16 protein-coding genes are annotated in these 18,056 nt (G+C 41.8%); 15 read left to right on the forward strand and 1 reads right to left on the reverse strand.

Features of this window, described 5'->3' with window-relative positions; all coding sequences use genetic code 11:
- Positions 1 to 6: 6 nt before the first annotated feature.
- The 10 genes from HMPREF1518_RS04715 to HMPREF1518_RS04760 all read left to right on the forward strand — a co-directional run bounded on the left by HMPREF1518_RS04715 (position 7) and on the right by HMPREF1518_RS04760 (position 7,043).
- Positions 7 to 1,110, forward strand: coding sequence for a glycosyl hydrolase family 8 (locus HMPREF1518_RS04715; protein ID WP_033584484.1), 1,104 nt, complete (start codon positions 7 to 9; stop codon positions 1,108 to 1,110).
- 122 nt (positions 1,111 to 1,232) lie between these two features.
- Positions 1,233 to 2,633, forward strand: a complete 1,401-nt coding sequence (locus tag HMPREF1518_RS04720) for a bifunctional Cof-type HAD-IIB family hydrolase/peptidylprolyl isomerase (RefSeq protein ID WP_033584486.1) — start codon at positions 1,233 to 1,235, stop codon at positions 2,631 to 2,633.
- 1 nt (position 2,634) lies between these two features.
- Positions 2,635 to 2,994, forward strand: coding sequence for a S1 RNA-binding domain-containing protein (locus HMPREF1518_RS04725; protein ID WP_000689619.1), 360 nt, complete (start codon positions 2,635 to 2,637; stop codon positions 2,992 to 2,994).
- Between the two features lie 53 nt (positions 2,995 to 3,047).
- Positions 3,048 to 3,797 (forward strand): tRNA1(Val) (adenine(37)-N6)-methyltransferase, encoded by a 750-nt coding sequence (locus tag HMPREF1518_RS04730; RefSeq protein WP_033584488.1) that lies wholly within the window; start codon positions 3,048 to 3,050, stop codon positions 3,795 to 3,797.
- A complete protein-coding gene (locus HMPREF1518_RS04735) occupies positions 3,787 to 4,071 on the forward strand; it encodes a GIY-YIG nuclease family protein (RefSeq protein ID WP_000349628.1) in 285 nt (94 codons plus the stop codon). Before HMPREF1518_RS04730 ends, HMPREF1518_RS04735 begins: the two co-directional genes overlap by 11 nt.
- 85 nt (positions 4,072 to 4,156) lie before the next feature.
- Positions 4,157 to 5,092, forward strand: a complete 936-nt coding sequence (locus tag HMPREF1518_RS04740) for a manganese-dependent inorganic pyrophosphatase (protein WP_000036036.1) — start codon at positions 4,157 to 4,159, stop codon at positions 5,090 to 5,092.
- Between the two features lie 53 nt (positions 5,093 to 5,145).
- The gene (locus tag HMPREF1518_RS04745; protein ID WP_000985026.1) at positions 5,146 to 5,472 is read left to right on the forward strand and encodes a DUF2568 domain-containing protein; all 327 of its coding nucleotides are present in this window, start codon (positions 5,146 to 5,148) and stop codon (positions 5,470 to 5,472) included.
- A gap of 122 nt (positions 5,473 to 5,594) precedes the next feature.
- Entirely contained in the window at positions 5,595 to 6,107 is a 513-nt protein-coding gene (locus HMPREF1518_RS04750; RefSeq protein ID WP_033584490.1) for a YiiX/YebB-like N1pC/P60 family cysteine hydrolase, read from the forward strand.
- Positions 6,091 to 6,741 carry a DUF1803 domain-containing protein gene (locus HMPREF1518_RS04755; RefSeq protein WP_033584491.1) on the forward strand — a complete coding sequence of 217 codons (651 nt, stop codon included), beginning with the start codon at positions 6,091 to 6,093 and terminating at the stop codon, positions 6,739 to 6,741. Before HMPREF1518_RS04750 ends, HMPREF1518_RS04755 begins: the two co-directional genes overlap by 17 nt.
- A 101-nt stretch (positions 6,742 to 6,842) precedes the next feature.
- Complete coding sequence (locus HMPREF1518_RS04760; protein WP_033584493.1) at positions 6,843 to 7,043, forward strand: CsbD family protein; 201 nt, start codon at positions 6,843 to 6,845, stop codon at positions 7,041 to 7,043.
- 31 nt (positions 7,044 to 7,074) lie between these two features.
- On the opposite strand, the gene HMPREF1518_RS04765 is transcribed toward HMPREF1518_RS04760, so the two are convergent.
- Positions 7,075 to 8,520: a UDP-N-acetylmuramoyl-L-alanyl-D-glutamate--L-lysine ligase gene (locus HMPREF1518_RS04765; protein WP_033584495.1), complete on the reverse strand. Its 1,446-nt coding sequence runs from the start codon at positions 8,518 to 8,520 to the stop codon at positions 7,075 to 7,077.
- 105 nt (positions 8,521 to 8,625) lie between these two features.
- On the opposite strand from HMPREF1518_RS04765, the gene HMPREF1518_RS04770 reads away from it, so the two are divergent.
- The 5 genes from HMPREF1518_RS04770 (at position 8,626) to HMPREF1518_RS04790 (ending at position 18,011) form a co-directional block, all read left to right on the forward strand.
- The gene (locus HMPREF1518_RS04770; RefSeq protein ID WP_033584497.1) at positions 8,626 to 10,248 is read left to right on the forward strand and encodes a putative polysaccharide biosynthesis protein; all 1,623 of its coding nucleotides are present in this window, start codon (positions 8,626 to 8,628) and stop codon (positions 10,246 to 10,248) included.
- A gap of 202 nt (positions 10,249 to 10,450) precedes the next feature.
- The gene (locus HMPREF1518_RS04775) at positions 10,451 to 12,409 is read left to right on the forward strand and encodes a peptide ABC transporter substrate-binding protein (RefSeq protein ID WP_033584499.1); all 1,959 of its coding nucleotides are present in this window, start codon (positions 10,451 to 10,453) and stop codon (positions 12,407 to 12,409) included.
- A gap of 145 nt (positions 12,410 to 12,554) precedes the next feature.
- Entirely contained in the window at positions 12,555 to 13,649 is a 1,095-nt protein-coding gene (locus HMPREF1518_RS04780; RefSeq protein ID WP_000031946.1) for a cystathionine gamma-synthase, read from the forward strand.
- Between the two features lie 7 nt (positions 13,650 to 13,656).
- Complete coding sequence (locus HMPREF1518_RS04785; protein ID WP_033584502.1) at positions 13,657 to 14,823, forward strand: MalY/PatB family protein; 1,167 nt, start codon at positions 13,657 to 13,659, stop codon at positions 14,821 to 14,823.
- A 92-nt stretch (positions 14,824 to 14,915) separates the two neighbouring features.
- On the forward strand, positions 14,916 to 18,011 hold the full coding sequence (locus tag HMPREF1518_RS04790; protein WP_033584504.1) for a DEAD/DEAH box helicase: 3,096 nt from the start codon (positions 14,916 to 14,918) through the stop codon (positions 18,009 to 18,011).
- Positions 18,012 to 18,056 lie beyond the last annotated feature (45 nt).

Raw genomic sequence — 18,056 nt, forward strand, 5'->3', positions numbered from 1 at the left:
GGTTCTATGAAAACGAATAAATTAAAATATGTCTGGTTTGTGCTCATTCTTTCTATCTTTTGTTTAGCCTTGTTTTTGGCAAGAGGAAGGACTAAAATCGAGATGCGGAATCGAATTTACAGCCAATGGAGCCAACAGTTTCTCGTTACAAAAGGCGATCAGTCTTATGTTCGTACGACGAGTGATTCGGAGGGAACAACAGTTCTATCTGAAGCCCAAAGTTACGGCATGCTCATAACGGTTTTAGCAGCCCAAAAAGGGCAAGCGACACAAGCAGATTTTGAGAATCTTTATCGCTATTATCAAAATCATCGTATTGAGGGAACGCAGTTGATGTCTTGGAAGCAAGTGATCACAAATGGTAGCGAAACGGTTGAGAAGCAAAACGCAACCGATGGTGATCTCTATATCGCTTATTCTTTGATTGAAGCTGCCAAGCAGTGGCCAGATAAAGCGCAGGAATACCAAGCGCAAGCTAAAAAAATCTTAGAAGATATTCTTCGATACAATTACAATGAAGAGACAGGTGTTTTAACAGTAGGAAACTGGGCAAACAAGGATTCCGATTATTATTACTTAATGCGGACGTCTGATACCCTTCCCCACTATTTCCAGTCTTTCTATGACCTGACTGGAAACCAACAGTGGTTAGACATTAAGGATAAGATGCTTGGGCAACTGGAGCAAATCAGTTCTCATTCTGATACGGGTCTTTTGCCAGACTTTATCTGGGCTGAGAAGTCAGGGGCACGTCTTGTTGATGCCAACACTATCGAATCTCAATATGATGGAGCGTACTCTTATAACGCTTGTCGTTTGCCTTATCACTTGTCACAGAGCCAGGATGAAAGAAGCCAAAAACTCGTTCAAAAGATGATGGATTTCTTTATGAAAGAGCAACGCATTTATGCTGGTTATGACTTGAACGGAACGGCCCTCAATCAATACCAGGCAGGTAGTTTCTTGGCACCGATTACCTATGCGTCTGACAAGGGAGAAGGTTATCTGAAACTTCTTCAGCAAAATAAATACATTTTCACACAAGATTTACCTTTGGACAACTACTATGATGCAACGATGATTACCATGATTGCTCTAGAGATGTTCTAGAATGAAAAGAGAGGGCTAGTTATACTGGCTCTCTTTTTGATAGGATTTTCATCTTTTTTCAAAAAAGGAATTTCCTAAGGTTTATGGTATAATGGAAGGAGTGATAAAAAAGAGGTAGAGAGATGGATGCAAAATTAAAATACAAGGCAAAGAAGATTAAAATCATCTTTTTTGATATTGATGATACCTTGCGTACGTCAAAGACAGGTTTTATTCCAGCTACAATTCCCACTGTCTTTAAACAGTTACGTGAAAAAGGAATTTTAACAGGAATCGCCTCTGGGCGTGGTATTTTCGGTGTCGTTCCAGAGATTCGTGAGCTCAAACCGGACTTTTTTGTAACCCTAAATGGGGCTTATATCGAAGATAAAAAAGGCCAGGTCATTTATCAACATCAGATTGACAAGTCAGATGTTGAGGAGTATATCTCTTGGACAAAGGAAGAGGAAATTGAGTACGGCTTGGTTGGTAGTCATGACGCCAAACTCTCCACGCGAACAGAACTGATCAGTGAGGCTATTGATCCGATTTATCCGAACCTGGGTGTGGATCCTGACTTTCATAAAAAAGCAGAAATATACCAGATGTGGACCTTTGAGGATAAAGGGGATGACTTGCACCTACCAGAGTCTTTATCGGATAAACTTCGCATGGTTCGTTGGCATGAACATTCATCTGATATCGTGCCGATTTCAGGTTCCAAAGCAACTGGTGTAGCCAAGGTTGTAGAACATCTAGGCTTGAAACCAGAGAATGTTATGGTCTTTGGGGATGGTCTCAATGACTTGGAACTCTTTGATTATGCTGGAATCAGTATTGCTATGGGTGTTTCCCATGATAAAATCAAAGAAAAAGCAGATTATATTACAAAAACAGTAGAAGAAGATGGCATTTTTGATGCCTTAGAAGGATTTGGTATGGTAGAAAAAGAATTGCATTTCCCACAAGTAGACATTGAAGCAGTAGAAGGTCCTCTTGCGACTATTAAGACAAATCACGGAGACTTGCGTATCAAGCTCTTCCCTGAACATGCTCCCAAAACAGTAGCCAACTTTGTTGCTCTGTCAAAAGACGGTTACTATGATGGTGTCATTTTCCATCGAATTATCAAGGACTTTATGATCCAAGGAGGAGACCCAACTGGTACTGGTATGGGTGGTGAGTCAATCTACGGCGACTCTTTTGAAGATGAATTTTCAGAAGAACTCTATAATATCCGTGGTGCCCTTTCTATGGCTAATGCGGGTCCAAATACCAATGGTAGCCAGTTCTTTATCGTGCAAAACCAACATTTGCCATACTCTAAGAAAGAGATTGCGCGTGGTGGATGGCCAGAACCAATCGCTGAGATTTATGCAGAACAAGGTGGAACTCCTCACCTTGACCGCCGCCATACTGTTTTTGGGCAATTGGTAGATGCAGATTCGTTTGCGGTCTTGGATGCCATTGCAGCTGTTGAGACTGGTGCAATGGATAAACCAGTTGAAGATGTAGTAATTGAAACGATTGAAATTGAGGACTAGAATGAAAATTGGTGATAAGCTAACTGGGCGTATTACAGGAATTCAGCCCTATGGTGCCTTTGTTGAGTTAGAGACAGGGGTGACAGGGCTGATTCACATCTCGGAGATTCGAACGGGATTTATTGAAAATATCTATGACATTTTAAAAATTGGCGATGAAGTCCAAGTTCAGGTGGTGGATTTTGACGAATACACTGGGAAGGCTAGTCTTTCTATCCGTACTTTGGAAGAGGAAAAACATCAATTGCCAAGACGGAGACGTTTTTCAAATGATCGGATTAAGCACGGATTTGCACCACTTGGACGAATGATGCCTGTTTGGACGCGTGAGGCATTAGAGCATTTAAAGAAGAAGCCATAAATACAATTATCTAAATCGTTTGTAATATTAACATCGTTTGTTATAATAAAAGTATGAAAGAAGAACAATTATTAAAACCAGGAGAGCGAATCAATCAGCTCTTTTCGACAGATATCAAGATCATCCAAAATAGAGAAGTGTTTAGCTATTCGGTGGATAGTGTTCTCTTGTCACGCTTTCCTCGCTTCCCTAAACGGGGTTTAATTGTGGACTTTTGTGCTGGAAATGGTGCAGTGGGACTTTTTGCTAGTTCACGTACTCAGGCGCGGATAATATCTGTAGAGATTCAGGAGCGCTTGGCGGATATGGCAGAGCGTTCGGTTCAATTGAATGGCTTGGAAGAGCAGATGCAGGTCATCTGTGATGATTTGAAAAATATGCCTGCCCACACTCAGGGAAGTAAGGTGGATATGATTTTGTGTAATCCGCCTTATTTTAAGGTGGATCCGCATTCTAATCTCAACGAGAGTGAGCACTACCTTCTGGCCAGACACGAAATTACGACTAACCTAGAAGAAATCTGCCGAAGTGCTCAGAGTATTCTCAAGTCTAATGGCCGTTTGGCTATGGTTCATCGTCCAGATCGGCTCTTGGATATCTTGGACATGCTCAAACGCCATAATTTGGCACCCAAGCGCCTGCAATTTGTCTATCCTAAACGTGAGAAGGAGGCCAATATGCTCTTAATCGAAGCTATCAAGGATGGCTCAACGAGTGGCTTTAAGGTCTTGCCACCTCTCATCGTTCACAATGATGATGGTTCCTATACACCAGAAATTCAAGAGATTTACTATGGATCATAAGGCCTATATGTATGTGGTGGAGTGTCGCGACGGGTCTTACTATACGGGCTATACAACGGATGTGAAGAGGCGCCTTGCCGTTCATAATAGTGGTAAGGGAGCCAAGTATACCCGAGCTCGCTTGCCAGTCAAACTCATCTATGCTCAGGGTTTTGCCACTAAGGAAGAAGCCATGTCTGCAGAGGCTCTCCTTAAACGCAAGAAAAGACCACAGAAAGAACGATTTTTATCCGAAAATCAAGAGAAAAATCTAGTCAACCATATTGATGTCTAACGAGGAGTCCTTTGGCTCCTCTTACTTTTGTCAAAAGAGGAAAAAAGTGCTACAATAAGATGAATAAATTTAAAGAGGTATTATCATGTCTAAGATTCTAGTATTTGGTCACCAAAATCCAGACTCAGATGCCATCGGGTCATCTGTAGCCTTTGCTTACCTTGCAAAAGAGGCTTATGGATTGGACACAGAAGCTGTAGCACTTGGAACTCCTAATGAAGAAACAGCTTTTGTTTTGAACTATTTTGGTGTAGAAGCACCACGCGTCATCACATCTGCTAAAGCAGAAGGTGCAGAGCAAGTCATCTTGACTGACCACAATGAATTCCAACAATCAGTGTCAGATATTGCTGAAGTAGAAGTTTACGGAGTTGTGGATCACCACCGTGTGGCTAATTTTGAAACTGCCAGCCCACTTTACATGCGTTTGGAACCAGTTGGATCAGCGTCTTCTATCGTTTATCGCATGTTCAAAGAGCATGGTGTAGCTGTTCCTAAAGAAATCGCAGGTTTGATGCTTTCAGGTTTGATTTCAGATACTCTTCTTTTGAAATCTCCAACAACTCACCCATCTGATAAAGTGATTGCGCCTGAATTGGCTGAATTAGCTGGTGTCAACTTGGAAGAGTACGGTCTTGCTATGCTGAAAGCTGGTACAAACTTGGCTAGTAAATCTGCTGAAGAATTGATTGACATCGATGCTAAGACCTTTGAACTCAACGGAAATAAGGTTCGTGTTGCCCAAGTCAATACAGTTGATATTGCTGAAGTCTTGGAACGTCAAGCTGAAATCGAAGCAGCAATGCAAGCAGCTAATGCAGCAAACGGCTACTCAGATTTTGTTTTGATGATTACAGACATCGTCAACTCAAACTCAGAAATTTTGGCTCTTGGGTCAAACATGGACAAGGTCGAAGCAGCTTTCAACTTCAAACTTGAAAACAACCACGCTTTCCTTCCAGGTGCTGTTTCACGTAAGAAACAAGTGGTGCCTCAGTTGACTGAGAGCTTTAATGGGTAATTCTTAAGGAATATTTGGAACTGTTAATTTGACTATTTATAGAAGGTGATAGCATGATGCGATTGATTGAAGGACTGCGCTTTTTGGTTGAGGTTGTAGCAATCCTTGGTCTTTTCTCCGTGTCTGTGATACAAATTTCTTGGCTGGAAAAATTCCTATTTTTTCTTCTAGCAGTTCTATTAATCTTATTTTGGGCGCGATATATGGCACCAAAATCTCCACATGCCTTTAAAAAATGGCGTCGCCTCGTTGCTGAGACATCGATTTTTATTTTAGTTAGTGGTAGTTTTTGGTATTTGTATGGATTGCAAATAGGAATCCTCTACTTAGCTCTGTCTTTTGGAAGTTTGGTTCTACTTTATTATTTTCAGCTAGAGTGATTCTTATAATATAGTCAATGAATTATTTAAATGGTAATTATTTGACTGGAGATTGACACGAGAAAACAGTGTTTTCCATATAGCTAAAGGGGTTTCGGCTCCTTTTTTTCTAGGAGAGAAAGATGTTAGAAAATGGTGATTTGATTTTTGTGAAGGACCTTTCAGATATGGGGCAGGCTATCCAGGCTTCTACGGGGAACTATAGTCATGTAGCCATCTTTTTGGACGGTTTCATTTACCATGCTAGTGGGCAAGCTGGTGTCATTTGTCAAGAACTAAGAGACTTTTTAGAGCCAGCTTGTCTGTATGATCTTTATCTTTATCCAAAAATAGATATTCAAAAAGTAAAGAAAAGAGCTAACCAACATCTTGGAGCTCCTTATAATTCTTCTTTTTACCCTGATGGGGAAGGATTCTATTGCTCCCAGTATATCGCAAAAATCCTGCCTATTTTTGAGACTATTCCGATGCAATTTGGGGACGGGGAGCAGGAAATTAGTGATTTCTGGAATAAATACTATAGAGAACTAGGAATAGCCGTGCCTCTGAATCAGCCGGGGACCAATCCTAGTCAGTTAGCAGCATCCCCTCTTTTAAAATGTAAAGAAAGGAATCTTCATGATTCAGATTTTTAATCCTTCTCGTTTGACTCGACAACTATTTTTTATAGATTTGGTTGACTATCTGGACCAGCATGACGATGTGATTCTACGAGAAATCAAGGCCCAGTTTCCAGATGTATCAGTTGATAAGCTTATGGAAGAGTATATAAAGGCAGGCTTGATTCTAAGGGAAAATAAACACTATTCGCTCAATCTCCCTTTTTTAGAATCTACGGATGATTTAGCCCTTGATCAAGAGATCTTTATCAGAGAGGACAGTCCAGTCTATCGAGGCTTGCTGGAGAAGACTTTTGAGACGGAATTGCGCAATCAAACCAATGTAGCCATTTTAATCGAATATACGGACTTTGCAAGGCAAAAAATGACCCTGTCTAATTATTTTTACAAGGTCAAGAATCAATATCCTTTGACAGAAAAACAGCAGGAACTCTATGCCATTTTGGGAGATGTCAATCCTGAGTACGCCCTCAAGTATATGACGACCTTTTTACTCAAGTTTCTCAAAAAAGACCAACTGATACAGAAACGTCGTGATATCTTCGTTGAGAGTCTAGTCGTCTTGGGCTATGTTGTGCAAAACGAAGAAGGGAAGTATGAGTTGGCTGCTGATTTTGATAAGGAACGGTTGACTTTCTATTTGTCTTAATGGCTTCATTTTGAGCTGATTGTTTGACTTTGCTAAAGAATAAGCATAAACTGAATGTAAGCGATAACGTTTATCGTATTAAAAGCAAAGGAGACAGAGCTATGTCACTTGAAAATAAATTGGATCAAGCAACTGGTGCTATCAAAGAAGGATTTGGTAAAGTTACTGGCGATAGCAAGACAGAAGCAGAAGGTACTGTAGAAAAAACAGTTGCGAAAGCAAAAGAAGTTGTTGAAGAAGCTAAAGGTGCTGTAGAAGGTGCCGTTGAAGGTCTTAAAAATTCATTTAAGAAAGAAGACTAAAAAAATCAAGGGAAACATTCCCTTGATTTTTTTATAGATAACGTTCTGCGATAGCTGCGTCTCCGGGATAGTCTTCTTTCTTTCCTTGGACGATCTGGTAGCAATCAGCTCCCTTACCAGCAATAATCACGGCATCGAGTTCTTGATTTGTGATGGCCATAGCTGCCTTGATGGCTTGTTCACGATCGGCAATCTTTTCAACAGGATGACTGATATAGCTGCTGATTTCATCTGCAATGGTCATTGGATCTTCATAGTTGGGGTCATCAGCGGTGAGAAAGACTTGAATCTCAGGATGTTGATTGAGGAGGAGGCCAAAGTCTTTGCGACGACTTTCACCCTTGTTTCCAGTCGAACCGAGAACCAGAGCGATCTTTCCAGTTTGATGAGTTTCAACAACAGAAATCAGTTTTTTAAGACTATCGCCATTGTGGGCATAGTCGATGAAGACTTTGGCTCCATTTTTCTGAGTCAGGACTTCCATACGTCCAGGAACGCGGGTTGCAGCGATTCCCTTTTTGATATTTTCAAGACTAGCGCCTAGACGGAGGCAGGCAAGTCCTGCAGCAACGGCATTTTCTTGGTTAAAGTGGCCAATGAGTTGAATATCATAATCACCAGCGAGTTTACCTGTAGCTGAAAAGCTAAAGGCTTTGGAGTTATCGATTTGATTGCTTGACTGGCTACCATAGAAGTCATGTTCTTGATGTTCCACTTGTTCTTTCAGTACAGAAAAGTGATCCATGTCGCTGTTAATGACAACTGCTCGGCTATTTTTCATCAAGAGACGTTTGTGGTAGAAGTAATCTTCAAAGCTAGGATGCTCAATCGGTCCGATATGGTCAGGAGTGATGTTGAGAAAGACACCTACATCAAAGGTCAGGCCATAGACTCGATGAACAAGATAGGCTTGGCTAGAGACTTCCATTACAAGATGGGTTCGACCATTCTTAACAGCCTGAGCCATCATGTCGAAAAGATCGATGTTTTCAGGTGTTGAGAAGGAAGATTTAAAGAAGGTCTTGCCATCTAGAGTTGTATTCATAGTTGACAAGAGAGCTGTTGGGTAGCGTTGAGATAGAATGTGGTAAGCAAAGTAAGCAGATGTTGTCTTTCCTTTTGTCCCTGTGAAAGCGAGAATTTTTAGTTTCTCTTGCGGATTACCATAAAATTCCATCGCAATCAAACTCATGGCTTTCTTGATATCGTTCACAACGATGACGGGGATACCGACTTCGTAGTCCTTTTCGGCAACATACCAGGCTAAGCCCTGAGTTATAGCAGAAAGAAGGTATTCTTTTTTAAAGGCAGCGCCTTTTGCAAAAAAAAGAGTGCCTTCTTTTACTTTTCGGCTGTCGTAACTGATGCTATCAAAAACAACTGCGTTGTAGTTGTAGTGGTAGTGTCCTTGGTCGATAATCTCGCGGAAGAGATCATCTTTCTTTAATATATCTAACACGGTTTCAATCTTTATCATACTTTCTATTGTAAACCGAAAGTCTGAATTTTACAAGTAACAAGGAAAAGTTTATAATGGAAGATGAGGAAAATTTCCTAGTTATCAAAATTGAATGAGGAAGCTATGTCTAACGAAAACAATCACCAGCAGGCCCAGATGTTGCGAGGGACTGCTTGGCTAACAGCTAGTAACTTTATTAGTCGCCTTCTTGGGGCTATCTACATTATTCCCTGGTATATCTGGATGGGAACCTATGCAGCCAAGGCAAATGGTCTCTTTACCATGGGCTACAATATTTACGCCTGGTTTTTGCTGATTTCGACAGCTGGTATTCCAGTTGCGGTTGCCAAACAAGTGGCTAAGTACAATACTATGCGAGAAGAAGAGCATAGCTTTGCCTTGATTCGGAGTTTCCTAAGCTTTATGATGGGCTTGGGCTTAGTCTTTGCTTTGGTCTTGTATCTCTTTTCTCCCTGGCTAGCAGATTTGTCAGGTGTGGGGAAAGATCTGATTCCCATCATGCAGAGCTTGGCTTGGGCGGTCTTGATTTTCCCATCTATGAGTGTCATCCGAGGTTTCTTCCAAGGGATGAATAACCTCAAACCCTATGCTATGAGCCAAATCACCGAGCAGGTAATTCGTGTTATTTGGATGTTGTTGGCGACCTTCTTCATTATGAAGATGGGGTCTGGTGACTACTTATCAGCCGTTACTCAATCGACCTTTGCGGCCTTTGTGGGGATGGTGGCAAGTTTTGCAGTCTTGATTTATTTCCTTGCCCAAGAAGGTTTGCTCAAAAGAGTCTTTGAAACACGGGATAGGATCAATAGTAAGCGACTCTTAGTCGATACCATCAAGGAAGCCATTCCCTTTATCCTGACGGGATCAGCCATCCAGCTCTTCCAGATTTTAGACCAGATGACCTTTATCAATAGTATGAAGTGGTTTACCAACTACAGCAATGAAGACTTGGTTGTCATGTTTTCTTATTTCTCTGCCAATCCGAATAAAATTACCATGATTTTAATCTCTGTGGGAGTTTCAATTGGTAGTGTTGGTTTGCCGCTGTTGACGGAGAACTATGTAAAAGGCGACTTGCGGGCAGCGGCTCGCTTAGTCCAAGATAGCCTCACCATGCTCTTCTTATTCTTGCTACCAGCAACGGTTGGGGTTGTTATGGTAGGAGAACCGCTCTACACAGTCTTTTACGGTAAGCCAGATAGTCTGGCCATGGGCTTGTTTGTCTTTGCAGTTTTGCAGTCTACTATCCTAGGTTTGTATATGGTCTTGTCCCCTATGCTTCAGGCCATGTTCCGAAATCGCAAGGCAGTTCTTTATTTTGTCTATGGTTCCATTGCTAAGATCGTCTTGCAATTGCCAACCATTGCCATTTTTCACAGCTACGGTCCCTTGATCTCAACGACTATCGGCTTGATTATTCCGAATGTCTTGATGTACCGAGACATCTGCCAGGTAACGGGTGCTCGTCGAAAGATAATCTTGAAGCGGACTATCTTGATTACCATCTTAACCCTTGTCATGTTCATCCTAGTTGGCTTCTTGCAGTGGCTACTCGGTTTTGTCTTCCAACCAAGTGGACGTTTCTGGAGTTTCCTTTACGTAGCTCTCATCGGAGGGCTTGGAGGAGGTCTCTATGGTTTGATGAGCCTACGGACACGACTCTTAGACAAGATAATAGGTAAAGCCCAAGCGGACCGACTACGTACACGATTGAAAATATCGTAAAAAGATTTATAAATAAAAGTAATGAATTTAACCTTTCTTTAATAGAAAGGTTTTTATACTACATTTTTCTTAAAAAAAGAGAACTTTTTCTAAAATCAAGAGTAGAAAAATATGTTTTTTAAGTTTTTCTTCAGAAATTACTTGACTAAATAAAACCAAAGCTGTATAATAAGACAAATCTTTAAAACAGGAGGTTCTGGAAATGAAAAAGTCTAAGGCCAAGTATCTGACACTTGCAAGTGTCGTGTTAAGCGCAGGTATCTTACTGAGCGCATGTGGAAATTCAACTAGTTCTTCTAAAACATATAACTATGTTTATTCGAGCGATCCATCTAGTTTGAACTATCTTGCAGAAAACCGGGCAACAACCAACGACATCGTTACTAATTTGGTAGATGGATTGATGGAAAATGACCAATACGGTAACTATGTTCCATCGTTGGCAGAGGATTGGACTGTTTCTCAGGACGGTTTGACCTATACTTACAAATTGCGTAAGGATGCAAAATGGTATACCTATGAGGGTGAAGAATACGCCCCTGTAACGGCGCAAGATTTTGTCACTGGGTTGAAATATGCTGCTGATAAAAAATCCGAAGCCTTGTACCTGGTTCAAGACTCTGTAGCAGGTTTGGATGACTATATCAACGGGAAAACAACTGACTTTTCAACTGTCGGTGTTAAGGCGATTGACGACCAAACAGTTCAGTATACTTTGACACGTCCAGAACCTTATTGGAATTCTAAAACAACTTCAACCATTCTCTTCCCTGTCAATGCAGACTTCCTGAAATCAAAAGGGGATGATTTTGGTAAGGTAGATCCTTCTAGCATTTTGTACAGTGGACCTTTCTTGATGAAATCGTTTGTTTCAAAATCTGTTATCGAATACAAGAAAAATCCAAATTACTGGGATGCTAAAAATGTCTTTGTGGATGATGTGAAATTGACTTACTATGATGGTAGTGACCAAGATGCCCTAGCTCGTAACTTTGTAGAAGGAGTCTACAGCTACGCGCGTCTCTATCCAAATAGCTCAAGCTTTGAAGGAATTAAAGAGAAGAACAAGGATAACATCATCTATAGTATGCAGAATGCAACTTCTTATTACTTGAACTTCAACTTGGACAGAAAATCTTATAACTTCACGTCTAAAACATCAGATATCGAAAAGAAATCAACCCAAGAAGCAGTTCTGAATAAAAACTTCCGTCAAGCCTTCAACTATGCTTATAACCGTACAGCCTATGGAGCACAATCTCAAGGGGAAGAAGGAGCAACAAAGATTATTCGTAACTTGGTTGTACCTCCAACATTTGTAAGTATCAACGGAAAAGACTTTGGCGATGTTGTTTCAGAAAAGATGGTCAACTATGGCCAAGAATGGCAAGGAATCAACTTTGCAGATGCGCAAGACCCATACTACAATCCTGACAAGGCTAAAGCTAAATTTGCAGAAGCTAAGAAAGAATTGGAAGCTAAGGGTGTGCAATTCCCAATCCACTTGGATGTATCTGTAGACCAATCAGCTAAAAAAGGTGTACTTGAAGCGAGCTCTTTGAAACAATCCATCGAATCTGTTCTAGGAGCTGAGAATGTGGTTATCGATATCCAACAATTATCGACAGATGACTACGATAATTCTAGCTACCTCGCTCAAACCGCAGCTCAAAAAGACTTTGATATCTATAATGGCGGTTGGAGTGCTGACTACTTGGATCCATCAAGCTATCTAGATATCCTAAATGTCAATAACGGTGGTATGTTGCAAAACCTTGGTCTAGAACCAGGTGAGGTCAATGACAAGGCCAAGGCAGTTGGTCTGGATACTTACACTCAAATGTTAGAAGAAGCGAACAAGGAGCAAGATCCAGCGAAACGTTATGAAAAATATGCTGAAATTCAAGCTTGGCTCGTTGATAGCGCCCTTGCAATTCCAAACGTTTCTCAAGGTGGAACACCTGGCTTGAGAAAGACAGTTCCATTCTCAGCGCCATTCTCACAAGCTGGAAATAAGGGTGTCGAATCATACAAGTACCTCAAGTTGCAAGATAAGACTGTAACGACTGATGAGTATGAAAAAGCTAAAGAAAAATGGCAGAAAGAAAAAGAAGAATCAAATAAAAAAGCCCAAGAAGAACTGGCAAAACACGTTAAATAACCAGTCTATTCAACAGGAAAAACGATAGTTTCTAAAGGAACTATCGTTTTTATATAGTTTGAAACTATAACTAGCTCTTGAAAACAAGAAAATGAGTTGGTGAAAATAAATGATACAATAGTTACTATAGATTTGGAGGTATTGTATGAGCAAAGAACTACACATCAACACAATTTTGGCCCAGGCGGGAATCAAGTCAGATGAGGCTACAGGTGCCTTGGTAACACCGCTTCATTTTTCAACCACTTATCAGCATCCAGAGTTTGGCCAGTCTACGGGATTTGACTATACCCGTACTAAAAATCCAACTCGCAGTAAGGCGGAGGAGGTTTTGGCTGCAATCGAATCAGCAGACTATGCCCTAGCGACAAGCTCAGGTATGGCTGCGATTGTACTAGCTTTTAGTGTTTTTCCAGTAGGAAGTAAAGTCTTGGCTGTACGCGATCTGTATGGGGGTTCTTTCCGTTGGTTCAATCAAGTCGAGCAAGAAGGCCGTTTCCATTTTACCTATGCCAATACAGAAGAAGAGTTGATTGCTGAGTTGGAGAAAGATGTGGATGTTCTCTATATTGAAACACCAACCAATCCCTTGATGTTGGAATTTGATATTGCCAAACTAGCCAAACTAGCTCATGCCAAGGGTGCCAAGGTAGTGGTGGACAATACCTTCTACAGTCCGATTTACCAACGTCCGATTGAAGATGGTGCGGATATCGTTCTTCATTCTGCCACCAAGTATCTAGCAGGGCACAATGATGTCTTGGCTGGGGTCGTTGTGACTAATAGTTTAGAACTATATGAGCAACTGTTCTACAATTTGAATACGACAGGTGCGGTCTTGTCACCATTTGATAGTTATCAGTTGATTCGTGGCCTTAAAACTCTACCTCTTCGTATGGAGCGTTCTACAGCCAATGCCCAAGAAGTGGTTGCCTTTTTGAAGGATTCACCTGCTGTCAAGGAAGTGCTCTATACTGGACGTGGAGGCATGATTTCCTTTAAAGTAGTGGATGAAAAACGTATTCCTCATATTTTAAATAGCCTCAAGGTCTTCTCATTTGCGGAAAGTTTGGGTGGGGTAGAGAGTCTGATCACCTATCCGACGACTCAAACCCATGCGGATATTCCAGCAGAAGTGCGCCATTCCTATGGCTTAACAGATGACCTCTTGCGCTTGTCAATTGGGATTGAAGATGCTAGAGATTTGATTGCGGACTTGCGCCAAGCTTTGGAAGGATAAGATAGATATGGGAAAATATGATTTTACAAGCCTGCCCAATCGTTTTGGGCACCATACCTATAAATGGAAAGAATCAGAAGCTGATCGCGAAGTTCTACCAGCCTGGATAGCAGATATGGACTTTGTGGTTTTGCCTGAAGTTCGACAAGCTGTACAAGCCTACGCAGATCAGTTGGTCTATGGCTATACCTATGCTAGTGATGCTTTGATTGAGTCGGTTCAGGACTGGGAAGTCAGTCAACACGGGTATCACTTTGACAAGGATGCCCTCGTCTTTATCGAGGGAGTGGTACCAGCTATTTCAACAGCTATTCAAGCCTTTACAAAAGAAGGAGAGGCTGTTCTGATTAACACACCAGTCTATCCACCTTTTGCCCGCAGTGTCAAACTGAATAATCGTAGATTGATTACCAATTCTTTGGTGGAAAAGGATGGGCTGTTTGAGATTGACTTTGACCAGTTGGAGAATCAATTGGTAGAAGAGGATGTGAAGCTTTATATCCTTTGCAATCCCCACAATCCTGGTGGACGTGTTTGGGAAAAGGAAGTGTTAGAAAAGATTGGGCATCTCTGCCAAAAACATGGTGTTTTGTTGGTTTCAGATGAGATTCACCAAGATTTGGCTCTCTTTGGTCGCAAACACCAGTCATTCAATACCATTGATCCCGCTTTTAAAGACTTTGCCCTTATCTTGAGTAGTGCCACTAAGACCTTTAATATTGCTGGGACCAAGAATTCCTATGCAGTTATTGAAAATCCCAAGCTTCGTGTGGCTTTCCAAAAACGCCAGTTGGCCAATAACCAACATGAAATCTCAGGCTTGGGTTATTTGGCGACAGAAGCTGCCTACCGTTATGGTAAGGACTGGTTAGGAGAACTAAAAGAAGTTATCGAGGACCACATTAACTATGTAGTGGATGTTTTGGACAACGAAACCAAGATTAAGGTCATGAAACCGCAAGGTACCTACTTGATTTGGCTTGATTTTTCAGCCTATGACCTAACGGATGACCGCTTGCAAGAGCTTTTGAAGAATAAAGCCAAGGTTATCTTGAACCGAGGTTTGGACTTTGGGGAAGAAGGAACTCTTCATGCCCGCCTCAATGTAGCTATGCCGAAGTCAGTACTGGAAGAGGTTTGCCAACGCATCGTGACCACTTTTGCTACACTTTAAAAATCCAGCCTTCTAGGAGAAAAGTCTTCCTAGAAGGCTATTTTCGTAGGGGAAAATGTGGTATAATGAAAAGATAAGATAAAGGGGTAACTATGGCTAAATTGATTCCGGGAAAGTTGCGCATGGAGGGGGTTGCACTCTATGAAACAGGCAACATTGAGATTATCAAGGAAAAAGGGAATCGTCTCTATACTCGTGTGGCGGGAGAAGACTTGCGCTACAGTTTAGAGGATGATCTGGTTTTTTGTGCTTGTGATTTTTTCCAAAAAAAAGGTTACTGTGTTCACCTCGCGGCGCTTGAGCATTATCTGAAGAATGATGAAGAAGGCCAGGTGATTTTACAAGCCTTAGAAAAAGGACATGAAGAGCAAGAAGAGGTCGAAACCAAGGTTGGTTTTGGTGGTAGTTTTTTGAAGCGTATCCAACCTCAGAAGAGAGAGAAAATCTACACTTTGTCGGCACAAGGCCAGGTGGAAGCTGGAACCAATCGCCTCCTTTGGACTCTCCGAATCGGTTTAGTTGATAGTCAAAAATATTATGTCATTCGTGACATCCCTCTCTTTTTGAAGGTCTTGGTCCATCGAAAGCCATATATGATTGGGAAACACTATGAAAATGACTTGTCTTGGGATGCTTTTGATACAGCTAGTCAAGAAGTTCTTACTTTTTTATGTGGTTTGATTGAGGAGGGACTGAGTCAAGAGCTCTTTTTCCCTAATCAAGGTCGTCATCTCTTTTTCCCTCTGACCTTTTTTGAGCAGGGAGTGGAGTTGCTGATGAACTTGGAAGATTTTCATTTTGAGCACCAGATTACTAGTTATGAAAATCTTCTCTTTCACGATTTAGATCCAGAAGCAAACCTTTTCTCTTTTTCCGTGCAGGAGTATCCCGATTATTTTGAGATGGAGATTTCTGAAAGTGAGCGGGTTAACGTATTCTATGGGGGAGCGGTTCTCTTTCGTAAGGGGAATCTTTATCTCTTAAACCCTAAACAAATCAGCCTCCTAAAGGAAATAAAGGAGCTCTCTCAGGAGGAAAGAGGGAGAAAATGCCTCCAGTTTGACAACAGTGATCGTGACCGCCTAGCCGCCTGTCTGCCCTTGTTTGGACAGCTAGGAACAGTTTCTGCTCCTGAGCGCTTACAAATACGATCCTTTTCACCAATCTTTTACTTTGATAGGGAGGATGACGGCCGCATCCGCTTGGATATCCAGTTTGACTATGGAGAGGTTAAGGTGACTAGTAGTCAACAGCTGGAACAATTACCATTTTCAAGCGATGCTGTCTTGGAAAATCAGCTATTTCAAGTCTGTTTAGGGGCTGGTTTTGAGGCTGATTTTCAGTCTTGGAGACAGGCTTTGAAGCCAGAGGCAGTTTATTCTTTCTTTCACCATACGATTCCAGCTTTTCAGAAGTTGGGTCAGGTTTTCTTGTCTGATGAGATGAATCAGCTCTACAGCGTCCAAGCTCCTCAGGTTCAGATTGAGTCCAAGGGAGGACTGTTGGAAATTCAATTTGATTTCCAAGGGATTGCCCAAGAAGAGATTGATCAAGCTCTTAAAGCCCTGACCAGCAATCAGGATTTCTATATCAGTTCTTCTGACCAAGTGTACTTTTTTGATGAGGAGACCAAGCAGATTCGTCAAAATTTGCAGGAACTGGGGGTTGAGCTAAAAGATGGTTCTTTTCAGGCTCGGAAATCCCTAGCTTACAGTTTGTCTCAGTTGTTTGAAGGTCGAGACAGGATCTCCTTCTCGGAAGAATTTCGGCATTTAGCTCATGATTTGACCCATCCAGAGGATTTTCCTTTGGGAGATATACGGGTTCAGGCGAGTTTGAGAGACTATCAGGAAAAGGGAGTCCGTTGGCTCCAGATGCTTCATCACTATGGCTTTGGTGGCATTCTGGCAGATGATATGGGATTGGGGAAAACACTGCAAACCATCGCTTTTTTGACTAGTCAGGTGACAGAAGATAGTCGGGTCTTGATTTTAGCACCGTCAGGTTTAATCTACAACTGGGCAGATGAATTTAGAAAATTTGCCCCACAGTTGGATTTGGCTGTCGTTCATGGTTTGAAAGCGAATCGAGAAGCGATTCTTTCTGAAAATCACCAAATCTATGTGACTAGCTATGCAACCTTTCGTCAAGACAGCGAGCTTTATCAAGAGATGGCTTTTGATTTTCTCTTCTTAGATGAAGCCCAGGTCATGAAAAATGCCCAAACCAAGATTGCTCAGAGTTTGCGCCAGTTTGTGGTGCCGGCAGTCTTTGCTTTGTCAGGTACGCCTATCGAAAACCATTTAGGAGAGTTGTGGTCTATCTTTCAAATTGTGCTTCCGGGGCTCTTGCCAAGTAAAAAGGAGTTTATGAAATTACCGGCTGACCGAGTCGCGCAGTTTATCAAGCCCTTCGTCATGAGGCGTAAGAAAGAAGAAGTCCTAACAGAACTGCCTGATCTGATCGAAGTCGTCTATAAAAATGAACTGGAAGACCAGCAGAAGGCCATCTATCTGGCCCAGTTGCAACAGATGCGAGACCGTCTAGCCCAAGTGACAGACCAAGAATTCCAGAGAAGTCGGGTAGAAATCTTATCTGGTCTCATGCGATTGCGCCAGATCTGCGATACGCCAGCCCTCTTCATGGACGATTACCATGGAGCCAGTGGTAAATTGGATAGCCTTCGAGATTTATTGCTACAAGTGGCTGATGGTGGGCATCGGGTCTTGATTTTCTCTCAATTTAAAGGAATGTTGGAAAAAATCGAGCAAGAACTCCCAGACTTGGGCTTGACTTCCTTCAAAATTACGGGCTCAACTCCTGCTCAAGATCGGCAAGAAATGACCAAAATATTTAATCAAGGGGAAAGGGATATCTTTCTCATCTCTCTTAAGGCGGGTGGTGTCGGTCTCAATCTGACAGGAGCTGACACCGTCATCCTAGTGGACCTCTGGTGGAATCCTGCTGTCGAGGCTCAGGCTATCGGACGAGCTCACCGAATGGGACAGGAGCGGAAGGTAGAGGTTTACCGTTTGATTACTAGAGGAACCATTGAAGAAAAGATTCAAGAACTCCAAGAACAGAAGAAACACCTGGTTTCCCAAGTTTTGGATGGAACGGAATCGCGTGCGAGTCTTAGTCTGGCAGAAATTCGAGAAATTTTAGGGATTTCTGAAGCCAGCACTTGAAAAATCAAGACAATACGCTATAATGAAGTGTTGAAAGGAAATACA

The sequence above is a fragment of the Streptococcus sp. SR1 genome (genome assembly GCF_000526075.1).
Taxonomy (GTDB): domain Bacteria; phylum Bacillota; class Bacilli; order Lactobacillales; family Streptococcaceae; genus Streptococcus; species Streptococcus halitosis.